Source organism: Nocardia sp. NPDC020380 (assembly GCF_044386975.1).
GTDB lineage: Bacteria > Actinomycetota > Actinomycetes > Mycobacteriales > Mycobacteriaceae > Nocardia.
This window is the reverse complement of sequence record NZ_JBIRVQ010000002.1, coordinates 616566-639038: the sequence shown is the minus strand read 5'-3', so window position 1 is coordinate 639038 and position 22473 is coordinate 616566. Positions and strand designations below refer to the sequence as shown.

The 22473-nt window shown below is 67.5% G+C and carries 22 protein-coding genes; 8 read left to right on the top strand and 14 right to left on the bottom strand.

Translation table 11 applies throughout. The annotated features are described in order from the left end of the window. Positions 1-9 precede the first annotated feature (9 nt). Positions 10-921 (bottom strand): LysR family transcriptional regulator, encoded by a 912-nt coding sequence (locus tag ACH438_RS06765; RefSeq protein ID WP_397002005.1) that lies wholly within the window; start codon positions 919-921, stop codon positions 10-12. A 140-nt stretch (positions 922-1061) separates the two neighbouring features. Here ACH438_RS06765 and ACH438_RS06760 point away from each other — a divergent pair, with 140 nt between their 5' ends. Genes ACH438_RS06760 through ACH438_RS06750 form a run of 3 tightly spaced genes read left to right on the top strand, consistent with a single transcriptional unit; the run spans position 1062 to position 4591 of the window. After that, entirely contained in the window at positions 1062-2141 is a 1080-nt protein-coding gene (locus ACH438_RS06760) for a tartrate dehydrogenase (protein ID WP_397002003.1), read from the top strand. 6 nt (positions 2142-2147) lie between these two features. Further along, entirely contained in the window at positions 2148-3449 is a 1302-nt protein-coding gene (locus ACH438_RS06755; RefSeq protein ID WP_397002001.1) for a 2-hydroxycarboxylate transporter family protein, read from the top strand. Between the two features lie 14 nt (positions 3450-3463). Then, positions 3464-4591 (top strand): glycerate kinase, encoded by a 1128-nt coding sequence (locus tag ACH438_RS06750; RefSeq protein ID WP_397001999.1) that lies wholly within the window; start codon positions 3464-3466, stop codon positions 4589-4591. Here ACH438_RS06750 and ACH438_RS06745 read toward each other — a convergent pair. Beyond that, positions 4588-4797, bottom strand: a complete 210-nt coding sequence (locus ACH438_RS06745) for a hypothetical protein (RefSeq protein WP_397001997.1) — start codon at positions 4795-4797, stop codon at positions 4588-4590. The genes ACH438_RS06750 and ACH438_RS06745 overlap by 4 nt on opposite strands. Positions 4798-4823: 26 nt before the next feature. Then, positions 4824-5285, bottom strand: a complete 462-nt coding sequence (locus ACH438_RS06740) for a MarR family winged helix-turn-helix transcriptional regulator (protein ID WP_397001995.1) — start codon at positions 5283-5285, stop codon at positions 4824-4826. Positions 5286-5411: 126 nt separating this feature from the next. On the opposite strand from ACH438_RS06740, the gene ACH438_RS06735 reads away from it, so the two are divergent. The 3 genes from ACH438_RS06735 to ACH438_RS06725 all read left to right on the top strand — a co-directional run bounded on the left by ACH438_RS06735 (position 5412) and on the right by ACH438_RS06725 (position 8830). Further along, a complete protein-coding gene (locus ACH438_RS06735) occupies positions 5412-6689 on the top strand; it encodes an alpha/beta hydrolase family protein (RefSeq protein ID WP_397001992.1) in 1278 nt (425 codons plus the stop codon). Positions 6690-6733: 44 nt separating this feature from the next. Continuing rightward, the gene (locus ACH438_RS06730; RefSeq protein ID WP_397001990.1) at positions 6734-7519 is read left to right on the top strand and encodes an SDR family NAD(P)-dependent oxidoreductase; all 786 of its coding nucleotides are present in this window, start codon (positions 6734-6736) and stop codon (positions 7517-7519) included. Between the two features lie 291 nt (positions 7520-7810). Next, entirely contained in the window at positions 7811-8830 is a 1020-nt protein-coding gene (locus ACH438_RS06725) for a Sel1-like repeat-containing protein kinase family protein (RefSeq protein WP_397001988.1), read from the top strand. A 7-nt stretch (positions 8831-8837) separates the two neighbouring features. Here the strand turns inward: ACH438_RS06725 and ACH438_RS06720 are convergent, their stop codons facing one another. Genes ACH438_RS06720 through ACH438_RS06705 form a run of 4 tightly spaced genes read right to left on the bottom strand, consistent with a single transcriptional unit; the run spans position 8838 to position 13287 of the window. After that, positions 8838-10448 (bottom strand): regulator, encoded by a 1611-nt coding sequence (locus tag ACH438_RS06720; RefSeq protein WP_397001985.1) that lies wholly within the window; start codon positions 10446-10448, stop codon positions 8838-8840. A 15-nt stretch (positions 10449-10463) separates the two neighbouring features. Further along, positions 10464-11177 (bottom strand): cysteine hydrolase family protein, encoded by a 714-nt coding sequence (locus ACH438_RS06715; RefSeq protein ID WP_397001983.1) that lies wholly within the window; start codon positions 11175-11177, stop codon positions 10464-10466. Further along, on the bottom strand, positions 11174-12562 hold the full coding sequence (locus tag ACH438_RS06710; protein WP_397001981.1) for an allophanate hydrolase: 1389 nt from the start codon (positions 12560-12562) through the stop codon (positions 11174-11176). The genes ACH438_RS06715 and ACH438_RS06710 overlap by 4 nt, the downstream gene beginning before the upstream one ends. Before the next feature lie 56 nt (positions 12563-12618). After that, entirely contained in the window at positions 12619-13287 is a 669-nt protein-coding gene (locus tag ACH438_RS06705; protein WP_397001979.1) for a GntR family transcriptional regulator, read from the bottom strand. Between the two features lie 390 nt (positions 13288-13677). Here ACH438_RS06705 and ACH438_RS06700 point away from each other — a divergent pair, with 390 nt between their 5' ends. Further along, positions 13678-15090 (top strand): MATE family efflux transporter, encoded by a 1413-nt coding sequence (locus tag ACH438_RS06700; protein WP_397001977.1) that lies wholly within the window; start codon positions 13678-13680, stop codon positions 15088-15090. Between the two features lie 109 nt (positions 15091-15199). After that, positions 15200-16021 (top strand): oxaloacetate decarboxylase, encoded by an 822-nt coding sequence (locus ACH438_RS06695; RefSeq protein ID WP_397001975.1) that lies wholly within the window; start codon positions 15200-15202, stop codon positions 16019-16021. Positions 16022-16148: 127 nt separating this feature from the next. On the opposite strand, the gene alc is transcribed toward ACH438_RS06695, so the two are convergent. From alc to ACH438_RS06660, 7 genes are read right to left on the bottom strand one after another with little or no spacing between them, the layout of a single operon-like run. Beyond that, positions 16149-17177, bottom strand: coding sequence for an allantoicase (gene alc / locus ACH438_RS06690; RefSeq protein ID WP_397001973.1), 1029 nt, complete (start codon positions 17175-17177; stop codon positions 16149-16151). Between the two features lie 19 nt (positions 17178-17196). Next, complete coding sequence (locus ACH438_RS06685; RefSeq protein WP_397001971.1) at positions 17197-18363, bottom strand: glycerate kinase; 1167 nt, start codon at positions 18361-18363, stop codon at positions 17197-17199. Then, on the bottom strand, positions 18360-20165 hold the full coding sequence (gene gcl, locus ACH438_RS06680) for a glyoxylate carboligase (RefSeq protein WP_397001969.1): 1806 nt from the start codon (positions 20163-20165) through the stop codon (positions 18360-18362). Before gcl ends, ACH438_RS06685 begins: the two co-directional genes overlap by 4 nt. A 1-nt stretch (position 20166) precedes the next feature. After that, positions 20167-20310, bottom strand: a complete 144-nt coding sequence (locus ACH438_RS06675; RefSeq protein WP_397001967.1) for a hypothetical protein — start codon at positions 20308-20310, stop codon at positions 20167-20169. Beyond that, positions 20307-21239: an NAD(P)-dependent oxidoreductase gene (locus tag ACH438_RS06670; protein WP_397001965.1), complete on the bottom strand. Its 933-nt coding sequence runs from the start codon at positions 21237-21239 to the stop codon at positions 20307-20309. The genes ACH438_RS06675 and ACH438_RS06670 overlap by 4 nt, the downstream gene beginning before the upstream one ends. Continuing rightward, positions 21236-22033 (bottom strand): hydroxypyruvate isomerase family protein, encoded by a 798-nt coding sequence (locus ACH438_RS06665; protein WP_397001963.1) that lies wholly within the window; start codon positions 22031-22033, stop codon positions 21236-21238. The genes ACH438_RS06670 and ACH438_RS06665 overlap by 4 nt, the downstream gene beginning before the upstream one ends. Then, positions 22030-22410: a gamma-glutamylcyclotransferase gene (locus ACH438_RS06660; RefSeq protein WP_397001961.1), complete on the bottom strand. Its 381-nt coding sequence runs from the start codon at positions 22408-22410 to the stop codon at positions 22030-22032. Before ACH438_RS06660 ends, ACH438_RS06665 begins: the two co-directional genes overlap by 4 nt. Positions 22411-22473 lie beyond the last annotated feature (63 nt).

The window sequence follows — 22473 nt, the reverse complement described above, 5'->3', positions numbered from 1 at the left end:
GCGCGGCGCTCAGTATTGCCCGATCCTGGCATTCAGGCCCTGCTCGAGATGGTCGAGCAGGGCCTTCGTGCGTCGCGGCAGGACGGCCGCGCCGGCGTAGGCGGCGTAGACGTCGGCGCTGGGGGTCCGGATATCGGGCAGCACCTGGATCAGGGAGCCGTCCCGCAGCAGCGGGGCGACGTGCCACAGGGAGCGCATGATCAGGCCGCGGCCCTCGAGGCACCAGCGGGTGATCACGTCGCCGTCATTGCTGACGAGGTTGCCCGCGACGCGGACCGCGGTCTCGCCGCGGGCGGGTTCGATGAATCGCCAGAGGACGTAATCGCTTTCGTTCTCGCGCAGCACGATGCAGTTGTGCTGTTCGAGTTCCGCGGTATCGGCCGGGGCGCCGTGTTCGGCGAGGTATTGCGGTGCGGCGCAGACTATCCGGCGGTTGCGGCAGAGGCGTTTGGCGGTCAGGCGGGAATCCGGGAGCGGGCCGACATGGATATCGAGATCGAAACCGGTGCCGGCGATATTCAGAGGTACGGCGGAGAGTTCGAGGTCGACCTGCACCGCCGGATGCCGGGCCACGAACTCGGCCACCAGGTCCGCGATATGGGCGCGACCGAGACCGATGGTGGAGCGTACGTGCAATCTGCCGCGCAGCTCGTCGTGCTGTTCGGCGATCGAGTCTTCCAGCTCCTCGAGCTGGGCTGCGAGCCGTGCGGCGCCGGCGGCATAGCGCTCGCCCTCGGGCGTGAGTGTGAAGCGGCGGGTGGTGCGCTGGATGAGCGGGACGCCCAGGCGGGCCTCGAGCTGGGCGAGCCGCTTGCTGACCGCCGAGACCGAGACGCCGAATTCGCGGGCGGCCTCGGTCAGGCTGCGGGAGCGGGCGACGATGTCGAAGAACAGAATGTCATCGCCCAGTCCGCTGCGCACGCATACCTCCGGTCACTGTTTCCGAGCGGGAAAAAGTCTCTTGCGCTGTCCGTACTTTCACTCCCGGGATACCGCAGCCTACCGTTGTGATCCAGCCGACAAACACCGAACCCTGATCGGCAGTGAGGAGATCCGCAACGATGGGGACACAGCACCGAATCGCGATCATTCCCGGCGACGGCATCGGGAAAGAGGTTGTACCGGAGGGCATCAGGGTATTGGAGGGCGCCGCGGCCGCCTTCGATTTCACCCTGGATCTCGAGTATTTCGACTACGCGAGCGCCGACTACTACACCGCGCACGGGAAAATGCTGCCCGACGGCTGGTTCGATCAGCTGAAATCCTTCGACGCCATCTTCTTCGGCGCGGTGGGCTGGCCCGAGGTGGTGCCCGACCATGTTTCGCTGTGGGGCAGTCTGCTGCAGTTCCGCAGGCATTTCGACCAGTATGTGAACCTGCGGCCGGTGCGGCTGCTGCCGGGCGTGGCCAGCCCGCTGGCCGGGCGCGCACCCGGCGATATCGATTTCTATGTGGTGCGCGAGAACACCGAGGGCGAATACTCGAGCGTCGGCGGGCGGATCTTCGAGGGCACCGAACGGGAAACCGTGCTGCAGGAGACGGTGATGACCCGCACCGGTGTCGATCGAATCCTGCGGTATGCCTTCGAATTGGCGCAGCGGCGGCCGCGTAAGCATTTGACTTCGGCCACCAAGAGCAACGGTATTTCCATCTCGATGCCCTATTGGGACGAGCGGGTGGCGGAAATGTCGGCGAAGTTCCCCGATGTCGCCGTGGATCAGTACCACATCGATATTCTGACCGCGAATTTCGTGCTGCATCCCGATTGGTTCGACGTGGTGGTGGCGAGCAACCTGTTCGGCGATATCCTCAGCGATCTCGGGCCCGCCTGCGCCGGCACCATCGGCGTCGCGCCGAGCGGGAACATCAACCCGGAGCGGCACTTCCCCAGCCTGTTCGAACCGGTGCACGGTTCGGCCCCGGATATCGCCGGGCAGGGGATCGCGAATCCGATCGGGCAGATCTGGAGCGCTTCCATGATGCTCGAGCATCTCGGGGAGCCTGCGGCGGCCGCCGCCGTCCTGGCGGCGATCGAATCCGTGCTCGCGGCCGGCGGGGACGTACTGACCCCCGACATGGGCGGTACGGGCACCACCGAGTCGCTGGGCAAGGCGATCCGGGCAGCGTTGGAAATCCGGTGAGCGGCAATGAGTTCCACGAGCAAGGCGCCACGGGCCGCATGGCGTGTCATACCCGACATCGACGGGGTGCCGCTACTGGTTCCGCTGGTACTGACCGCGATCGTGCTGATCGCGGGGATCTGCCGGGCGATTCCGGAGGACATGATCGGCGGCCTGGCGGTGATCGTCGGGCTGGGCATGCTGCTCGGCCCGCTGGGTAATCGGCTGCCGATCGTCTCGCGGATCGGCGGCGGAGCGCTGGTCTGCCTGATGGCGCCGTCGATCCTGGTGTACGCCAAGGTATTCGACGGCAATACCGTGAAGGCCGTCGCCGCGCTGATGAAGCAGGCGAACTTCCTGTACTTCGTGATCGCCACCCTGGTGGTGGGCAGCATTCTCGGCATGAGCCGCAAGCTCATGATCGGCGGGCTGGTGCGGATCTTCCCGCCGCTGGTGGCGGGCACGGCCGCGGCGGTGACGGTCGGGCTCGGCGTGGCCATGTTGTTCGGCAACAGTTTTCACCGGTCGCTGTTCTACATCGTGGTCCCGATTCTCGGCGGTGGCATCGGCGAGGGTGTCATTCCGCTGTCGTCGGGTTACGCCTCCGCGCTCGGTGGTGAGCCCGGAAGCTATGTGGCGGAACTGATTCCGGCAGCCATCATCGGCAATATCGCCGCGATCGTCACCGCGGGCGTGCTGCGGCGGCTCGGGGACAGGCGTCCGCAACTGGACGGTGGCGGGCGGCTGGTACACGAATCGGTGCCGGAACTGATCGTGCCGCAGCAGGAGACGCCGCCCGAGCGGGAACCGAACTATGCGCTCGGGGTCCTGATGATCACGGGGCTGTTCGTCTTCGCTTCCCTGCTGGGGAAGCTGATACATCTGCCCGCGCCGGTGGTGGTCATCATCCTCGCGGTGCTGTGCAAGCTCGCCGGGGTGTTCCCGCCCGCGGTGGAGGCGGACGCGCGGGCGGTGTACACGATCATCTCGCGGTTCTTCATCTTTCCCACCATGGTGGGGCTCGGCATGGTGTACCTGCCACTGAACAATGTGATGGCGGTACTGTCCGTCGGATACGTGATCACTTGCACCGCAGTGGTTCTCACCATGGCGCTGACCGGATTCCTGGTCGGCAAGGCAATCGGCATGTATCCGGTCGACGCCGCCTTGGTGACGGTCTGTCACAGCGGGCTCGGCGGCACCGGCGATGTGGCGATCCTGTCCGCCGCCGACCGCATGAACCTGATGCCCTTCGCCCAGATATCCACCCGCATCGGCGGGGTGACCACCGTGATCACCGCGGCCTGGCTCATCCGCCTGCTCGGCTGACCGGAAAGCTCACCATGCGCGTACTGATCGCACCCGACAAGTTCAAGGGCAGCCTGTCCGCCGCGGAAGTGGCGCACTGCCTGGCCCGCGGCCTGGCCGCCGCGGGCGCCCACCCCATCGAACTACCGCTGGCCGACGGCGGCGACGGCAGTGTGGCGGCCGCGATCCGGGCCGGATACACCGCGCACACCGTGACGGTGGCGGGTGCGACCGGTCTGCCGCATCGAGCCCGGATCGCGGTGTCCGGCGGTGCTCAGGACACACGGACAGCGCTGGTGGAGATCGCGGATACCTGCGGTCTCGCCACGCTGCCCGGTGGCCGGCTCAGTGCGCTGGACGCCTCCAGTCTCGGTTTCGGCCAGGCCGTCCGGCAGGCCTTGCGGCATCGGCCGGCGCGGCTGGTGCTGGCTTTGGGTGGCAGTGCGAGTACCGATGGCGGTCTCGGGCTGCTGACGGCTCTCGGTATCCGCGGGCTGGACGCGGCCGGGCTACCGCTGTATCCATGCGGGCGTGCGCTTTCGGCGCTCGCACGGATCGACGCGAGTTCGGCGATCGAGCTACGCGGCGTCGAGCTCGTGGTGGCCTCGGATGTCACCAATCCCCTGACGAGTCCGCGCGGTGCGGCGCATGTCTTCGGTCCGCAGAAGGGTGCGTCGGACAGCGAGGTCACCCTCCTGGACCGGGGACTGTCGCATCTCGTGAAAGTCCTCGCGAAATCCGGTTTTCCGCAGGCTCAGGCCCTGGCCGCGGCACCGGGCGCGGGCAGTGCCGGCGGAATCGGTTTCGCCGCAACACTGCTCGGCGCGCAACTGATCTCGGGTGCCGAATTCTTCCTCGATCTACTGGATTTCGACACCCACGCGGCCCGCGCCGACCTGGTCATCACCGGCGAGGGCAGCCTCGACGACCAGTCCGCCCACGGCAAACTCCCGACCGTCATCGCCGGCCGCGCGGCTCCGATCCCGGTGATCGCGGTGGCGGGCCGCAGCACCCTCCCCCGAAATCATTGGTCCACAGCAGGTTTCACGCAGGTCCACGCCCTCGCGGACAGCACCGCGCTCGACACGAGCCGGAACCGCCCGCTCACCGAGCTCCTGCTGGAACGCATGGGCCATCAGATCGCCGACACCTACCGCCGCTAGAGCAACTCGACCTCGTCGAACCCCACGGTGAAGCTGTGCCGCTGCTCCCGCAGCACGCCCCCTTCCCGATGCACGGTGCCCTCCCGGAAGTCGATGCGCAGCTCCTCCCGCCGCGCATCGACCTCCTGTACTACCGCGCACACCCCACTGAACGGCCCCTCCGGGAAGTAGACGACATCACCCGGTCCATATTCGCTGAATCCCACGCCGCCACAGTAATCCCGCACCGCGGTCACGTCCGATCATCGGATTCGGGAACGTAGACGTCCATCGCGGACATGAGCTGCCGCAGCACCGTACGAAACTCACGCTGCTGCTCCGCCGTCAGCGGCGCCAGAGCTCGTTCTTCCACCTGCTTCGTGGCGGCCTGTGCCCGTTCCAGCAATTCCATTCCGGCAGTGGTGATCTGGATGTCCAGTCTCCTGCCGTGCGTGGGATCCGGGGCGCGGACCACGAGGCCGCGGTCGAGCAGGGCGGCGGTAGCGGTGGACATGGACTGGGTGGTGACGCCGGCCCGGCGTCCGAGTTCCGAGCTGGTCAGCGCCCCTGGGCTTTCCAGTCCGAGTTGCGCCAGTGCCGCGAGCTGGGCGTGCGTGAGTGACAACGGGCGCAGGGCCCGTTCGAGCCGGCGCGACAGCTCGTTGCTGACCATCCGCATCATGTACGGCAACCGCTGGCCGAAGTCTTCAGGCACCGACTGTCCTCTCCTCGTGGGGCAACCTTATGCCCTATTGACGAATATCAGTTGCCTGATATGTTAACTGATATAAGTCTTCCGGGGCCACGCGGCACCCGCCGAACATCGTGAGGTTCGTAGATCATGAGCATCGGAATCACCTCTCACCCCTTCCACATCCAGTCGGCAGCCACGGTCGTGCGCGATGGTTTCCCGTATGCCGCACACCATGATTCGGTGTCGGCACTGTGGTCATCGAAGTGGCGCACGGCGTGCGCGGCCGGAATCTATCCGTTCACCGACGGCCGGATCGAGGACTTCGAGCCGATCTTCGCCGAACTCATCCGGACCTCCGCTGACGATCCGGACGTGCTGTACCGGCCGGACGACTACGCCCGGCCGTTCCTCCCGGTCGCGGACCGGCTCGAAACCGCTGCGCAGCAGGCACTGTCGAACGGTGACACGCCGGTGGCGCGGGGCCTGTTCCTGCGCGCGGCGGCCGTATATCGGATCGCGCGATTCCCCATCAACCGATCCCCACTGAGCGGCGAAGCATGGGAGAAAGGCAAGGCCGCATATGAACAAGCCGGCCGCCTGCTCGACCCGCCGAGTATTCCGGTCGACATTCCGTTCACCCATGCCGACACCTCCGCCGGGGATCTCGACGCCGGCATCCCGGCATACCTGCGGCTGCCCCTCGGACCGCGGCCGGCGGGCGGATGGCCCGTACTGCTGTTCGTATGCGGGCTGGACGGCTACCGCACCGATCAGACGCCCAGCACCCAGGTGCACGTCGAGCGCGGTTATGCGACAGTGATTTTCGAGATCCCCGGCACCGGCGACTGTCCGGCCGCGCCGAACGACCCGGCGGCGTCCGACCGGTTACTGAGCAGCGTCCTCGACTGGGTGGCCGCCACCGCCGCCGAACACGGATTCGATCCTGAGCAGGTTCTCGCCCGGGGTGTCAGCACCGGCGGCTACCACGTGCTCCGTGCCGCACACACCCATGCCGAGCGGCTCGTCGCGGTCGTGGCGCATGGCGGCGGCTGCCATCATATGTTCGACCCCGACTGGATCACCGCGCAGAACCAGATGGAATACCCGTTCGCCCTATCCGAGGCGCTGGCCTGCAAATTCGGCTACCGCGATCCGGATCCGGCAACCGCGGTCGCGCGGTACCGCTCCGAGGCGAAGAAGTTCAGCCTCGCCGACTCCGGAGTGCTCGACACCCCGTCGTGCAAGGTGCTCCTCATCAACGGGATGGAGGACTCCATCTTCCCGATCGAAGACAGCATCCTCGCCGCCACACGAGGTCGCGACGCCGACCTCGTCGCCCTGGGCGGCCGCCCGCACATGGGCAATCCCGACGCCGAGGCGATTCTGTACGACTGGATCGACAAAGCCGTCACCGGAAAGCCCTGACGCGTCTTCGGAATCCCTTCGATACAGGAACAAGGTGAGAAGTGATGACATCAGCAGGAACCCCGCGGTTCGCGGGCAAGGTGGCAGTGGTGACCGGCGGCAGCCGGGGAATCGGCGCGGCTGTCGCCGCCCGGCTGGCCGGTGAGGGCGCGGCCGTCGCCATCGGTTACCGCAGCGGCCGGGAGGCCGCCGACGAACTTGTCGCCGAGCTGAAAACCCAAGGCGCCGAGGTGATCGCGATGCGGGCCGATGTGGCCGACCCCGATGAGACCGAGGCCCTGATCGAATACGCGGTGGCAGAGTTCGGACAGCTCGACATCCTCGCCTCCTGCGCGGGCATCGAGCATTTCGACGCTCTGGAGAATGTCACCCCCGCCGACTTCGACCGCGTCTACACCGTCAATACCCGCGGCCAGTTCTTCGCCGCCCAGCACGCCGCCGCCCGCCTGCGTGCGGGTGGCAGGATCGTCCTGACCTCCTCGGTCAGCGCCTCCCGTGCGATCTTCGCCCACACCCTCTACGCCTCTTCCAAGGCCGCGGTCGAGTCGATGGTCCTCAACCTGGCCCCCGAACTCGGCGCACGCGGAATCACCATCAACGCCATCGCCCCCGGCGGCACCGCGACCGACATGGCCGCCGAACACGCCGCCAGTTACCAGCACCCCAAGCTGGCCGGGAAGATCCCCATGACCGAATGGCTGACAACGCACGGAGCCCTCGGCCGCTTGGCCGACCCGGCCGAAATCGCCGCCGGCTACGCCTTTCTGGCCTCCGGCGACGCCTCGTACATGACCGGCCGCACCCTCCAACTCGACGGCGGCCACTTCTGACCCGAGGCGAATCCGTGATCGGCCGGCTTCCACACACGACCGATGTCCGAGCGGCGCATGCCGCACAGACCGGGGACCGCCCCTCGGCGTTCACCCTGAGATTGCCTCTGTATCAACCGAAGAACCGGACGGTATCAGTCGGTGGTCGCGCGGCCGCTGACCAGGCACGGACTGGCGCGCTTGCACTGGTGAGGGTGATCGGTGGCGCTGGACCGGGACGGGGATGTCCGGGTTCGAGTAGGGTTTACTGGTTCTGGATGTTGCTGGGGCGCAGAACTGGTAGGGGCCTTCATGTCGGCGGTGGGACGACCAGGGTGGGTGCTTGCGGGGCGGTATCGGCTGATCGAGAAGTTGGGGAGTGGGGGGTTCGGGACCGTGTGGCGGGCTCGGGATGAGCGGTCCCGGGTCGATGTGGCGGTGAAGGAAGTGTTGTTGCCGCAGGCGGAATCCGGTGCGGAGCATGCGGAGCGGGTGGCTCGGGCCGAGCGGGAGGCTCGTAATGTCGCGCGGCTGCGGGACCATCCGAATATTGTCGGGGTGCTGGATGTCGTCACCGATGGTGGGACGCCGTGGATCGTGATGCGGCTGGTTTCGGGGCGATCGTTGAAGCAGCGGCTCGACAGTGACGGGGCGGTGGGCGCCGCAGACGCTACTGCTATTGCGGCAGCGTTGCCGGAGCTACGTCCCGCGATCCCGCAGGCCTTGGCGTTGCTCACGGGTGAGGCGCCGGCCGTCGCGCCGAAACCGGAAGCACCCAAGGACAATTCACGATCACCGAGAGCCGGCCGTCGCCGTGGTGAAGTCGGTCAGTTGCTGGCCCGGGCCCGCGACAGCCAGAAACGCGGTGATATCGGCGAAGCGGAGCGGCTCCTACGCCAGGCCGCCGCACTGAATGACGCCCTTTCCATGTCCTTCCTGGCGCGACTTCTCGAAAACCGCGGCGCCCGCACCGAAGCCGAACGCTGGTACCGGCAGGCCGCCGAGAGCGGTGAAACGCTCTCGATGCTCACCCTGGGTCATATGTGTATGAAGGCGGGCGACCTCAGCCAAGCCGCCTACTGGTACCGGCGCTACGTCGATCACGGCCACATCCTCGGAAAAGTCCACCTGGCAACGGTTCACGAGGCCAGGGGCGAGGACGATCGAGCCGAAATCCTCTACCGCGAGGTGGAACAGGACGGGGACATGGTCGCCCTCAAAGCCCTGGGCGACCAATGGAAGTCCATGGGGCGCACCGACACCGCCAGACGCGTGTACCGCAAATCCGCTCAGGCCGGCTACGCCCCCGCGAAGGAAGCCCTCGAGGACTGACCGCGCGCTAGCCCGCCTGGTGAACCTCCTCCGCTGCGCGAGGTTCCGATTCGGCTGCGGGTTCGGATTGGGCTCGGACTGCCGGGAGGAAAGAGCAGGCGAGGCAGATGATTCCGAAGAAGAGGTAGCCGAGGGTGACCTTCGGGGCCGCGGCCCAGGCGACCTGACCGGCGTGAATGAGGCCGATCCAGGCCAGGGCGGCGCCGATCACGCACGCGATACCTGCTGTGCGGAACCGCTTTTCGAGGATGAAGGTGACTATCGTGCCCAGGACCAGACCGGCCAGGACACCGCCTTCGCCGAGAGTCTTCATACCGTCGTAGACGACGCCTGCCTGGCCCAGGGCGTCCATGCCTACCTTGTCGGCGGTGGTGCCGGCAGCGCTGAGGGCATCGTCGATCTGGCCGGTGGCCCATTCGGCGATATTGGGGATGAGGGCGGCGACCACGGCTACCGCGTGCAGGCGCGGAACTGCCTGGAACGCTTGGGCTCCGATGAGGAGGCCGATGTAGAGCAGGATCGGGACGATCGCGGGGATCGGGAGGATGGTGGAGAGCACGCCGAAAAGGCCCAGCAGGCACATGAGGCCGATGACCACGCCGCTGGCAAGGGAGTAGCCGGTGCGGCCGCCGGCGTCCTTCCAGCCGGGGTGGCCGATGTAGACGGCGGGCGGGAAGGGCGAACCGAAGGCGGAGCCGATTATCGCGCCACACCCGTCGGCCAGGAGGACGCTGCGGAGGTTGTAGTTGTCGCCGGCGGCCGCGGCGCTCTCTACATTGCTCATGCCCTCGGTGAAGTTGTAGACGCCCAAGGGAATTGCGGTCGCGAGCAGCGGGGAGAGGTTGCCGAGGCCCTGGAAGAGTAGATGCAGCCGCAGGGTCGGCAGGCCGACGGCGATATCGTGGGCAGCCTTGGTGACTTCGGGAACCGACATATAGCCGCCGATCCAGCCGATGGCCGTGCCGACGAGCAGAGCGACCAGGCCGATGGGGATATTGCCGGGCAGGCGGACATCGGTGAAGAACCCGATCAGGATGATGGCGAGCACAGGCAGCGCGATCCAGGCAGCGTCGAACATCTGCGCGGCAGGACGCATGGCGATGAAGGTGATCGAGATGCCCGCAAGGGTGCCGAGCATGGCGGCGCGCGGTGTGATCCGGCGGATGTACGGGCCGACCAGCGCGCCGATGATCACGATCACGCCGATCATGAACGCCCACGCCAATCCCGCCGACCAGGCCTTGATCGGATCGTGGGTCTTCAGATAGATGGGCAGCATGACCACGAAGACCACGATGAACATGTGCGGCACACTCGGGCCGTACGGCAGGGCCGTCACCGTATCGCGGCCCTCACGCCGGGCCAGCCGCCGCGCGAGCACCATGTAGTAGCAGTTGCCCAGCACCAGCGCGACACCCAGCGCGGGCAGCATGGTGCCGAGCACATCGCGACCGGGGATCTTCACGACCGCGATCGAAAGAGTCGTCAGGGTAAGGACATTGACGAGGATATTGAACGACAAACCGAAGAAGGCATTGGTATCGCCGCGGGTCCACCACGGCAGCGGCATCGGGGTGACGGTGGCGGATTGCGGGCCGGCGGGGGCATCGACGGACATCGGAATTCCTGTTCGCTAAGCCGGGGTGGTCGAGGAGACCGGGGTGTTCGAAGTGGCGATCGACAGTGCGCCGATCACCGGGGCCGCGGGGGCGACCCAGCCGAAGATGCCGCCCTGTGCGGCGATCATGTCCAGTCCCACGCGCTGGAATTCCGGGAAATACGAACCGACGCAATCGGAGACGACCAGGCATTCGTAGCCGCGGTCGTTCGCCTCACGGACGGTGGTGTGCACGCATACTTCCGTGGTCACGCCGGTGACGAGCAGGGTCTGGATCTCTTTGTCGTTCAGGACGGCTTCGAGTTCGGTGGCGTAGAAGGCGCCCTTGCCGGGCTTGTCGATCACGACTTCCCCGGGCGCGGGGGCGAGTTCGTCGATGATGTCGTGGCCGTATTCGCCCCGGATGAGGATGCGGCCGAAGCGTCCGGGATCGCCGATGCGCTGGGAGGGATTGCCGCGCAGTAGTTTCGCGGGCGGGCAGTCGGAGAGGTCGGGCAGGTGACCTTCCCGGGTGTGGATCACCGGAATCCCGCAGCTCCGGGCGGCGGCGAGCAGGTCGGCGAGCGGATCGATCACCGTGCGCAGCAGGGCGACATCATTGCCGAGGCTCTCGCCGAAGCCGCCGGGCAGCAGAAAATCGCGCTGCATATCGATGATGAGCAAGGCGACGGTGTGCGGGTCGAAGGTGAAAGGTCCCGGCCGGGCCGGGATTTCGTGGACTGCGGTCATCGTGGTTCTTTCTGTGCGAGCCGGATGTGGGTCTGCGCCCGCACGGGGCGCGGCTCGTCGAGGAGGCGGGCGGCGGCCGCCAGTACGGTGTCGTCGCTGAGCGCGGGGCCCAGCACCATGGCCGAGAGCGGCCTGCCGTCCGCGGTCGTACCGGCGGGGACGGCAATGGCGGTGAGATCCAGCAGGTTTCCGAAGTGGGTGTAGTGGCCCAGGACCGTATTGGTGCGAATCGGGTCGGCGAGGACCTCCCCCACGGTGAAGGTGGTGCCGATGGTAGGCACCACCATCACATCGAAGTCCGCCCACAACCGCGCGACCACCGATCGCAGCCGCTGCAGCTCCTGCTGGGCGCGGAAGACGTCGACGGCGTCGAATCGGTATCCCCCGGTGAGTATTTCGCGGATGACCGGCAGAATGGACTCGGGATGCTCGGCCAGGAAGTCGCCGAATTCGACCAGTCGTTCGGCCACCCACGGGCCTTGGTACAACAGTTCACCCGCGTCGAGGAACGGCCGCAACGTCGTTGTGACGCAGTCGAAGCCGAGGCGGGCGAGACGATCGCGGAGGGCGAGGTGCGCGACCCCGAAGACGTCGTCGCCGAAGAACTCCAGCTCGTCCTCGGCGGGCAGCCCCACCCGCAGCCGGGTGCCGTCGTAAAGCGGGCCGCGGGTTCGGCTCCACGGATCATTCGGGTCGACCGCGCCGATCACTTCGAAGACCCGGTCCAGATCCTCGACCGTGGCGGCCATCAGCGTCATGCAGTCCAGTGACTTGCAGGCGGGCACCAGCCCGACCGCGCTGATCAGTCCACGCGAGGGCTTCCAGCCCACAATGCCGTTGAGCGCGGCGGGCACCCGGCCCGAGCCCGCGGTATCCGTCGCGACACAGAACGGCACCTGCCCGAGTGCGACGGCCCGCGCGGAGCCCGAACTCGAACCGCCGCAGATCAACTCGTCGCCGTACACACTGCGCGGTATCGGATAGGGCGTGCGCGTGCCGTTGAGCCCGGTGGCGAACTGGTCCAGGTTGGTCTTCCCGACGCACAAGGCCCCGGCATCCAGCAGCCGCTGCACCGCCGGTGCGGTCTCCGTGGCGGTATAGGCGTAGTCCGGGCAGGCGAGGGTGGTGGGCAGGCCCGCCACATCGATGCTGTCCTTCACCCCGAACGGGACACCGTACAGCGGTAGTGTCCGCGCTCCCGGTCGCCGCTCGATTTCCGCTGCCGCGGTGAGCAATTCGTCCCGGGAGCGCCGGGTGATCCAGGTCCCGTCGTCCCCGGCGGCGGTCATGGCGTCCGCGACGCGTGCTGCCGTGGCGGTCGGTGATCCGCTGCCGCTCTCGTGCGAGGCGAGGATCTCCGCGATGGTGGGGCCCGATATCCGCATTTGTCGATTGTCGACAGAATGTGTGAAGTCGGTTGTCTCCGTATGTATCCGCTGTGTTAGCGGATCTCGAGATCCAGGTAGGCCCGCTCCCCGTGCTGCCGCAAGGCCGCGCAGGCCACCGCGGTGTCATTGGTCTCCAGGGCGGCGAGCAGATCCTCGTGCCGCCGGATGCCATTGCGCCGCGCCGTCACCCGCTCCTCCCTGCGCATATTGCGCGCCATCGGGAGCTGCAGTTTCAGCAGGATCGGCGCGTAGGCGAGATCCAGCTGCCGGTTGCCCGCCAGCGCGACGATCGCACCGTGAAACCGCCGGTGTGCATTGTCCCGCTCGAACAGATCCCCTGCCGCGTCCGCGGCACGCATATCTTCCAGCGCCGCCCGCACCTCCCGCAGCGGATCGCCTTGCTCCGCCAGCGGAAACGCCGATTCCATCGCATGCCGTTCCAGCACCCGCCGCAACTCGAACAACTGCAGGATGTCCGTCGCCGACCACACCGCCACCCGGAACCCGCGCCGCGGCAGATGCTCGATGAGCCCTTCCTGCGCAAGCAATCTCAGCGCTTCCCGCACCGGCGCCCGGCTCGTCCCCAGCCGCGCGCACAGTGCCTCCTCCCCCACCCGCTCCCCCGGCTCGAACCCGCCACTCAGGACCTCGGCACGCACATGTCGCGTCACCATTTCCACCAGACTCGGTGGCAGCACCGCTACTTCCGCACTCGACGTCATGACACGAGTGTACGAATCCGATGATCAGTCACCGGCCGAGTGATTTTCAGTGGCAGCCGTCGGTGGTGAGCAGGCGTGAGCGGGATCGAAGTGGTAATCGAGGTCGCCGGTTCCCGGGTCCGGCTCGGATTGCAATTGCCGCACTGCGTGGTCGCGGAAAGTCGGCGCGAATTGGCCGGGAAACCGGCACAGGGCACTCCATCAAATCCGAAGCGTCACTGCTTCGGACATTCCGGCATTGCCCTCCGACACTCATACTCATTTGCTCGATAATTGCTGTTATCTCCGAGTATGATTCCTTGGCAGCGCATGGCTCCGCTGTTCCTCATTCTCCGAAGACCGCTACGTCGCGTGATATTTCTCCAATCATGGTGTATGGCTGGAGGTTTAATGGCACGGCTCGACGGTGGGCAGCTCACGACGCTGGGTGTGCAACTTGCGGTAACCCAGTGGGCGCTGGTGGGAGTTTCCACTATTTATATTGCGTTGATCGGCGGGCTCGGCGTCCGGGAATTGGCGGCCGGTGGGCTGGCGCTGATGTTGTTCGATCAGGTGCGCAATACCTGTGCCGGACTGATCAGCGCGACCGAGAACCGGGTGGCCGGGGTACTGGGCGAGCTCGATCGGTTCGGCGCGTCCTCGGAGTCGGTGGCGGATACCGGGATCGAGGACGTACTGCGGTCGAGTTTCCTCATCGCGACCAGCTCCGGAGTGCTCGGGACACTGCTCCTCGTCGGGCTCGGGTGGGCGCTGCGGTGGATGAGCCAGGACCTGCAGGTGGTGGGCGGCGCGCGGGTCGTACTGCTGGGCCTCGCACCCGGGCTGGTGCCGAGCCTGTGGTTCCTGGTGATGCGGCAATACCTCGTGGGCCGGCAGCGCCCGCGCAAGCTCATGCTGGTGGCCCTGGCCGCGGTGCCGGTGAATGCCGGGCTGGGCCTGATGTTCATTCACGGCTGGGGCGGGTTTCCGGCCTTGGGGCTCACCGGATTCGGCATCGCCATGTCCGTCGGCTACACCCTGATCTTCCTGGCCCTGTGGACGGCGGTCCGCAGGGACCGCGAACTCGGCCCCGCCCTCCCCCACGGCCCGACCGGCCCGACTCGGCACAGCGTCCGCACCGACCTCCGGCTGGGCACGCCGATCGCCCTCACCTACGGCGCCGAAACCGGCATGTTCTCCCTCCTGGCCACCGTCATGGGCGCCCTCGGCCCCGAAGCACTGGCCGCGTACACCGTTGTCTCCCAACTGATGCACATCGCCGCACAAGCAGCCACCGGCCTCGCACACGGCGCCTCGGTCCTCGTCAGCCACGCGGTCGCCCGGCACCGCAGCCACGAGGCCCGCGCGGTAGCGTGGGGCGCGCTACGCCGCGCAACCGTCGTACCCGTATGCGCCGGCCTGTTCTACCTCTTCTGGGCCGACTGGATAGTGCGCCTGTTCCTGCACGGCGACACCACGGACACCGTCGCCGACCTCGCCCGCTGGCTCCTGCTCATGGCCGTACTCCTGCAGTTCTTCCACGCCGGCCAGCACCTCGGCATCGCCCTGCTCCGCGGATTGCACGCCACCACCACGGGCTTCCTGCTGGCTATCACCGGCTCCTGGGCGATCGGCGTGCCCACCGCCGTCCTGCTGGCCTTCCCCGCCCACCTCGGCGCTCTCGGCGCACTGACGGGTCTCGGCCTCGGCATGGCCGCCACCTCGGCACTCACCCTCCGCCACTTCTTCTTTCGTTTCGAGCCCGTCTTCAACGGCATTGGTCCGGACCGGCTCTCACCGGCGACCGAATGGCACCGCCCGTAACAGTCTGTCCGGCAAGGACATCGAACAATGGCCGAAGACGCGATCTCTTTACACTCCAGCACACGTCGAGCTATCGTTGCTCGCATTCGAACCGTGTGAGATTGGGGTGATGTCGATGGCGTCCGGCCTGCGGCAACTGCTGTCGGAGTCCCGGATGATCGTGGCCCCGGGTGCGCATGACGCCTTGGCCGCGAAGGTATTCGAGGCCGCCGGCTTTCCCGCGATCTACCTGAGCGGAAATGGAACCTCCGCCTCGTTGCTCGGGGCGCCCGACATCGGACTGCTCACCATGACGGAGATGGTCATGCGTGCACGCGCGATCGTTGCCGCGACGGGCGTACCGGTGATAGCGGATGCCGATACGGGTTACGGCAACTCGGTGAATGTCGCCCGCACGGTGCAGGAATACGAGGCAGCAGGGGTCTGTGCGATCCATCTGGAGGATCAGGTCATGCCGAAGAAGTGCGGCGCCATGGCCGGTCTGGAGCTGGTCTCGGCAGCCGAGCACGCCGATCGGATTCGCGCCGCGGTCGATGCCCGGAGCAATCCGGACTTCGTGATCATCGGCCGCACCGATGCACGGTTACCACTCGGGTTCGATGAGGCAGTGCGTCGAGCTCGCACCTATGCCGATGCGGGGGCGGATCTGGTTCTGGTCGAAATGCTGCAGTCGCCGCGGGAGATAGAGACCCTGGTGCGGGAGATGCCGGTCCCGGTCATGATGAACGCGGTCTCGGGGAAGACCCCGGATCTTGCACCGGCCGAGTTCGCGAATCTCGGTGTCGCGATTCTGGCCTATCCGCTGGCGTCGATACTCACGTACACGCGATCGATGCGGGACCTGGCCGCTCATCTCGCGCGCGGAAAGTCTCCGGCGCAATTCTCGCCGGCGGAGTTGTCGTTGGAAGAGTACGCACGGACGCTGAGTTAGGCCGAGCTTCGGCCCGGCCGTCGCGGAACACCTTGGTGTTGCCAGGTTTCGGGCATGAAGAAGCCCCGCACCTTGGGTAGGCAGGTGCGGGGCTTCGCCCTCGCGCGCGAGCTGGGCGGGTTGTCGCCTAGATCGCGCCCCAGCGCGAGTTCAGGGTGCGCTCGGCGGTGGGGGTGAGGGAGCCGAGGACGCGCAGGCGGGCTACGCCTCCGTCGGGGTAGATGTCCAGGCGGACGTGGGTCGCGGGGCGCTGGGCGTCGGGGCGGACGCGGAAGCGGTGCGGGGTGTCCGGCTGGACCGGGGTGCGGGGCTGGAGTTCGAACCAGGCCGGGTCGTCGGCGCCGGGGAGGGGGCCGGTGCCGTCGTGATCGATGGCCAGCAAGCGGATTTCACCCGGGGAGTTGAAAACCAGGTTGGTGGTATCGAATTCGATGAGGTCCGGGATGCCCTGGGCGGCCAGGCGAATGGTCGCCCAGTCGTTGGCGTCGTCGCGGCGGCGGCCGGTCTCCCAGCCTTCGGCCTGGTTGCGGGCCAGGCCGGGGGCCAGCATATTGTCCGGGGCCGAGTAGAACATGTTGGAGCAGGCCTCGACCCGGGCGCCGTTCTCCAGCGCCGCGAGGTCCACGGTCAGCCCGGTCAGCATGGTCGGGTCCGGGACCACGTCACCGTGCACGCGGATGCGGGCGATGCCGCCGTCCGGATGCATGTTCAACCGCACATGAGTGAAGACACGCTCGTCGGAGACCGGGAATTCGTGCTTGGCGTCGCCGCCGATCGCGCTCTTGGGCACGATCTCCACCCACTTGGCGGCCGAATTCAGTTGCGCCACGGACGGATAACCCGAAACGCGGCAGGCCTCCACCGAGATGTGCGGCGGGTAGTTGCCCTTGAACCAGGCGGTATCCACCACCACGCCGCGGATGACACCGGTCAGTCCCAGCCGCACGATCGCCCAGTCGTTGCCCGGACTGCGGCGGCGCCGGGTTTCCCAGCCGTCGTACTCCTGGCCCTTGGGCCCGAAGGTCTCCGGGGAGAACCGGGGTTCCCACGGCTGGATGAGGTTCTCGCGCTCCTCGAAGGATTCGTCGTTGGCGGCGACGACCGCGCCACGATTACTGCGCAGGGCGAGATCCGGGAGGCTGGTGAAATCCGACATGTCTTCTCTCACTGGGGGTTCAACGGGACAGTTCGCGATCCAGGTGATCGGCGGCGATCCGCGTGGCCAACTGCTCCAGCAGATCCCCGGCATTGCTCATGCAGACCTCGGGATCGGGTTCGATATCGGTGAGGGCGTAGGCGTCCTCTATTCCGTAGGGGCGCAATTCACTCGGTTCGATCAGGCGCCGGCCGGAGACGGCCAGCACCGGCACCTCGGCCTTGGCCGCGGCGCGTGCCACGCCGATCGGGGCCTTGCCGTGCAGGGTCTGCTCGTCGAGCGAACCCTCCCCGGTGAGCACCAGGCGGGCGCCGGCCAGGGTGGCGTCGAAATCGACCTGCTCCAGGATGATCTCGATACCGGGCCGGATGTTCGCGCCGAGGAACGCCAGCGCCGCGAAGCCGACCCCGCCGGCGGCTCCCGCCCCCGGACGATCGGCCACATCGTGGCCCAGCTCGCGCCGCGCCACCTCGGCGAAGCGCGCGAGACCGCGCTCCAGTTCGGCGACTTCGGCTGTGCCCGCGCCCTTCTGGGGCCCGTACACCGCCGCCGCGCCGCGCTCACCCAGCAGCGGATTGTCGACATCGGAGGCCACGACCACCGGCACCCTCATCAGGCCGGTGAGATCGATGCTCTCCAGCCGCTGCAGGGCCGCACCGCCGGGCGGCAGTACCCGGCCGTCGGCGTCGAGCAGGCGCGCGCCGAGCGCGGTGAGCATGCCCGCTCCGCCGTCGGTACAGGCACTGCCACCCAGACCCAGGACGACCCGTCGCGCACCACCCAGGACCGCGGTGCGGATCAGATCGCCGGTGCCCGCGCTGGTCGCCGCCAGCGCGGTAGCCGGGGTGGGCTGATCGGGCAGGCGCCGCAGCCCGGAGGCCTCGGCCAGTTCGATGACGGCCGACTCCCCCTTCATGGCGAAGGAGGCGACGACGCGGTTGCCGATCGGCCCGGTCACGGCGGTCTGCAGGCCGGCGTAGCCCGCGGCCACCATGGCGTCCACGGTGCCGTCGCCGCCGTCGGCGACCGGCACGGTCACGACCGGAATGTCCGGCCGGGCCTGCCGGAGCCCGGCGGCCAGGTGCGCGGCGACCTCGGGAGCGGTGAGCGAGCCCTTGAACTTGTCAGGGGCGACGACCACATGTCCTTCGTTCCACCCCTTGTTGCCGCCGCGCACCTGGATCATCGCGCGCTCCCCGCCGCTTCGAACTCCGGCTGCGCCGCAATGGCGGTGGGGGCGTCGTCGAACGATTCGGCGAGCTCCTCGAATTCGGTGACGGCGTCGATGTTCGCCGCACCCATGGACACATTGGTGACGCGCTCGAGGATGACCTCGACCAGCACCGGCACCCGGTGCTCGGCGAGCAGCTGCTTGGCCTCGTCGAACGCCGCGCCCAGCTTGCTCGGGTCGGTGACGCGAACGGCCTTGCAGCCCAGGCCTTCCGCCACCTTGAGGTGGTCGACACCGTAGCCGTTGACGTCCGGGCTGTTGATGTTCTCGAAGGACAGCTGCACGTAGTAGTCCATGTCGAACGCGCGCTGCGCCTGACGGATCAGGCCCAGGTACGAGTTGTTCACCACGACGTGGATGTACGGAATGTTGAACTGGGCGCCGACGGCCAATTCCTCGATGAGGAACTGGAAGTCGTAGTCACCCGACAGCGCGACGACCGGGGTGCTCGGGTCGGCCGTGGCCACACCCAGCGCGGCGGGCAGCGTCCAGCCCAGCGGCCCGGCCTGGCCGGCGTTGATCCAGTGCCGCGGCTTGTAGACGTGCAGCATCTGCGACGCCTGGATCTGCGACAGCCCGATGGTGGTGACGTAGCGGGTGTCGGGTCCGAACGCGCGGTTCATCTCCTGGTACACGCGCTGCGGCTTGATCGGGATATTGTCGAAGTCGGTCTTGCGCAGCAGGTTCCGCTTGCGGTCGCGCACCTGGGTGGCCCACTCGGAGCGGTCGGGCAGGGTGCCCGCGTCCTTCTGATCCTGCGCGACCGCGATGAAGGCGTTCAGCGCGGCGCCCGCATCGGAGACGACACCGTAATCGGGCGCGAACACACGGCCGATCTGAGTCGGCTCGATGTCGACGTGCACGATGGTGCGGTCCTTGGTGTAGGTGTCGATGCCGCCGGTGTGGCGGTTGGCCCACCGGTTACCGATGCCCAGCACGAAGTCCGAGGCCAGCAGGGTCTCGTTGCCGTAGCGGTGCGAGGTCTGCAGGCCGACCATGCCCGCGTGCAGCGGGTGGTCGTCGCCGATGGCGCCCCAGCCCATCAGGGTCGGGACCACGGGAATGCCGGTCAGCTCGGCGAATTCGAGCAGCAGATCCGCGGCGTCGGCATTGATGATGCCGCCGCCCGCCACGATCAGCGGACGCTCGGCCGCGGCCAGCATGGTGAGCACCTTCTCGGCCTGCGCGCGGCTCGCGGCCGGGCGGTGCACCTCGAGCGGCTCGTAGGTCTCGATGTCGAACTCGATCTCGGCCAGCTGCACATCGATCGGCAGATCGAGCAGCACCGGGCCGGGACGACCGGAACGCATGAGGTGGAACGCCTTCTGGAAGGCGCCCGGCACCTGGGCGGGCTCGAGCACGGTGGTGGCCCACTTGGAGACCGGCGCGGCGATCGACGAGATGTCGACGGCCTGGAAGTCCTCCTTGTGCAGCTTGGCCACCGGCGCCTGCCCGGTGATGCACAGGATCGGAATGGAATCCGCACTGGCGGAATACAATCCGGTGATCATATCGGTGCCGGCCGGACCCGAGGTGCCGACGCAGACGCCGATATTGCCGGCGGCGGCGCGGGTGTAACCCTCGGCCATGTGCGAGGCGGCCTCGACGTGGCGGGCCAGCACGTGCTTGATCCCGCCGTGCGCCTTCATGGCGCTGTAGAACGGGTTGATCGCGGCGCCGGGCAGGCCGAAAGCCTGGGTGGCGCCTTCTTTTTCGAGGATGAGGACGGCCGCGTCCACTGTCCGCATGCGTGCCATGTCAGTTCTCCGTGTTTCGGTATTCGAGCGGGCGCTCGGCCCGGCCCAGCACTCGCGCCGGGCCGGGTGTGATCACCCAGCCCGCGGGTAGGTGGAGGGCACACTGCCCGTGCTCCTCCACCACCCGGAGTTCAGTGGTTGTCAAGCCTTGGAGCCCTTGCCGGACAGCGCTTCCGCGACCAGCAGCAGGGCGGAGTGGTCCAGCGAGCCGTGGCCCATGGCGCGGGCGGCGGCGATGAGCTGCGCGGTGAGCGCGCCCATCGGGATCGACACATCGGCGTCGCGGGCGGCATTCAGGATGATGCCCATGTCCTTGTGGTGCAGGTCGATCCGGAAGCCCGGCGCGAAGCTGCGCTCCAGCATGGACTTGCGCTTCAGCTCCAGGATGCGGCTGCCCGCGAGGCCACCGGCCAGCACGTCCAGGCCGGCCTCGGCGTCCGCGCCCAGGCCCTCCATGAGCAGGATCGCCTCGGCCACCAGGGCGTAGGTGCCGCCGACGACCAGCTGGTTGGCGGCCTTCACGACCTGACCGGCGCCGTTCGGGCCGACCAGCGCGACGACCTTGCCGACGGTCTCGAAGATCGGCAGCGCGGCGTCGAAGTCGGCCTGGCTGCCGCCGACCATGATGGACAGCACGGCGTTCACGGCGCCGGCCTCACCACCGGATACGGGGGCGTCGAGGACCTTGAGGCCCTTCTTGGCGCCCTCGGTGGCGGTCCACCGGGAGGTCTTGGGGGTGATGGTGGAGAAGTCGATGTACAGGGTGCCCTCGGCGGCGTGCTCGAGGACATCGGCGAAGACCGCCTCCACGTGCTCGTCCTGCGGGAGCATGGTGATCACGATGTCCTTGTCGCGCACCGCTTCCGCCGCGCTGCCCGCGGTGGCGCCGCCGGCGGCCTTCAGCTTCTCCAGGCTCGCCTCGGAGAGGTCGAATCCGGTGACCTCGTGGCCGGCCTTGACCAGGTGACCCGCCATGGGGCCGCCCATGATGCCGAGGCCGACGAAACCGATCTTGCGCCCACCCGTCGCCCGGCCGCCACCCCTCACGGAATCGCTGCGCGATGCTTCACTCATTTGATCCACTCCCAATCCAGTTCAGGGTCTTTGTATTCCAGGCCGATGTAGCCGTCGTAGCCGATGGCGTCAAGGGCGCCGAAGAGCTGCGCGAAGTCGAGCTCGCCGCTGCCCGGCCGGCCACGGTTCGGGGAATCGGCGATCTGCACGTGGCCGAACCAGCGGCCGTAGTTCTCGATCACCGAAGTCAGGTTCTCGTCCATGCGGGCGAGGTGGTAGAGGTCGCACAGGAAGCGCACGTTCGGCTCGCCGACCTGCTCGATGATGCGCACCGCATGCGCACTGGAGACCACCGGATAAGCCGGGGACTCAATGGCATTCAGCGCCTCGAGCAGCACGATGGCGTCGATGCCCTGCGCGGCCTTGGCGGCGAAACGCAGGTTCTCCAGGGCCAGCTCGTCCTGCTGCTCGGGGCTCTCGCCCTCGATCCGGTTGCCGTACAGCGCGTTCAGCGCCTTGCAACCGAGCCGCTCGGCAATGCCGACGGCGACCGGCACGTTATCGCGGAACTTGGTCTCTGCCCCCGGCACGGAGACCAAGCCCCGCCCCGCCGGAATCAGATCGATGAAATTCAATCCGACCAGCTGCACGCCGGCGTCGTCGATCGAACGCACGAAGGCGTCGATCTCCTTGTCGCCCGGCGTGGCGTCTTCACCGAAGGGCCACCAGAATTCGACCGCGTCGAATCCGGCCGCCTTGGCCGCCGCGGCGCGTTCCAGCAGCGGCAGGTCGGTGAAGAGGATCGAGCAGTTGACGTCGAATTTCCGGGGCACGCCCCCGGTGGTGAAACTCATCGGATTCCTTCGCGATAGGTCTGCCAGCTGCCGATCTCGGTGATATCGACCAGCTGCGTGTAGGAAACGGGCGACCGGCGCAGCAGCATGGACAGCACCGAGCGGTTGTCGTCGAGTTCGATCACGCCCAGTTCCAGCTCCGGCGGCTCGGCCGGCAGCAGGCTGGCGCGCAGCGTATCCATAGATACATCGAATAACTCACCGGCGATCGAGGCACCGCCGTCGGAGACCGGGTGCAGACCCGGGAACCGATCGCCGACCGAATAGAACCGGTAGCGGGCTGCGGTTTTCACCTCACCGGCGAAGGGCGCGCCTTCGAGCAGGTGGTTCAGCGGACCGCCACGCATGGCGCCGCCATTCAGGAAAATGAGGGGCATTGTAAGGTCCTTCCTCCCCCGTCGGTCGAAATTATGTCGGCGATCACGTGTGGTTCGAAAGCC

Excerpts from the sequence above, each read along its gene's own strand:
- ACH438_RS06760 (WP_397002003.1), top strand. The coding sequence starts at position 1,062 with ATGGGGACACAGCACCGAATCGCGATCATTCCCGGCGACGGCATCGGG.
- ACH438_RS06755 (WP_397002001.1), top strand. The coding sequence starts at position 2,148 with ATGAGTTCCACGAGCAAGGCGCCACGGGCCGCATGGCGTGTCATACCC.
- ACH438_RS06750 (WP_397001999.1), top strand. The coding sequence starts at position 3,464 with ATGCGCGTACTGATCGCACCCGACAAGTTCAAGGGCAGCCTGTCCGCC.
- ACH438_RS06735 (WP_397001992.1), top strand. The coding sequence starts at position 5,412 with ATGAGCATCGGAATCACCTCTCACCCCTTCCACATCCAGTCGGCAGCC.
- ACH438_RS06730 (WP_397001990.1), top strand. The coding sequence starts at position 6,734 with ATGACATCAGCAGGAACCCCGCGGTTCGCGGGCAAGGTGGCAGTGGTG.
- ACH438_RS06725 (WP_397001988.1), top strand. The coding sequence starts at position 7,811 with ATGTCGGCGGTGGGACGACCAGGGTGGGTGCTTGCGGGGCGGTATCGG.
- ACH438_RS06720 (WP_397001985.1), bottom strand. The coding sequence starts at position 10,448 with ATGTCCGTCGATGCCCCCGCCGGCCCGCAATCCGCCACCGTCACCCCG.
- ACH438_RS06715 (WP_397001983.1), bottom strand. The coding sequence starts at position 11,177 with ATGACCGCAGTCCACGAAATCCCGGCCCGGCCGGGACCTTTCACCTTC.
- ACH438_RS06710 (WP_397001981.1), bottom strand. The coding sequence starts at position 12,562 with ATGCGGATATCGGGCCCCACCATCGCGGAGATCCTCGCCTCGCACGAG.
- ACH438_RS06705 (WP_397001979.1), bottom strand. The coding sequence starts at position 13,287 with ATGACGTCGAGTGCGGAAGTAGCGGTGCTGCCACCGAGTCTGGTGGAA.
- ACH438_RS06700 (WP_397001977.1), top strand. The coding sequence starts at position 13,678 with ATGGCACGGCTCGACGGTGGGCAGCTCACGACGCTGGGTGTGCAACTT.
- ACH438_RS06695 (WP_397001975.1), top strand. The coding sequence starts at position 15,200 with ATGTCGATGGCGTCCGGCCTGCGGCAACTGCTGTCGGAGTCCCGGATG.
- alc (WP_397001973.1), bottom strand. The coding sequence starts at position 17,177 with ATGTCGGATTTCACCAGCCTCCCGGATCTCGCCCTGCGCAGTAATCGT.
- ACH438_RS06685 (WP_397001971.1), bottom strand. The coding sequence starts at position 18,363 with ATGATCCAGGTGCGCGGCGGCAACAAGGGGTGGAACGAAGGACATGTG.
- gcl (WP_397001969.1), bottom strand. The coding sequence starts at position 20,165 with ATGGCACGCATGCGGACAGTGGACGCGGCCGTCCTCATCCTCGAAAAA.
- ACH438_RS06670 (WP_397001965.1), bottom strand. The coding sequence starts at position 21,239 with ATGAGTGAAGCATCGCGCAGCGATTCCGTGAGGGGTGGCGGCCGGGCG.
- ACH438_RS06665 (WP_397001963.1), bottom strand. The coding sequence starts at position 22,033 with ATGAGTTTCACCACCGGGGGCGTGCCCCGGAAATTCGACGTCAACTGC.
- ACH438_RS06660 (WP_397001961.1), bottom strand. The coding sequence starts at position 22,410 with ATGCCCCTCATTTTCCTGAATGGCGGCGCCATGCGTGGCGGTCCGCTG.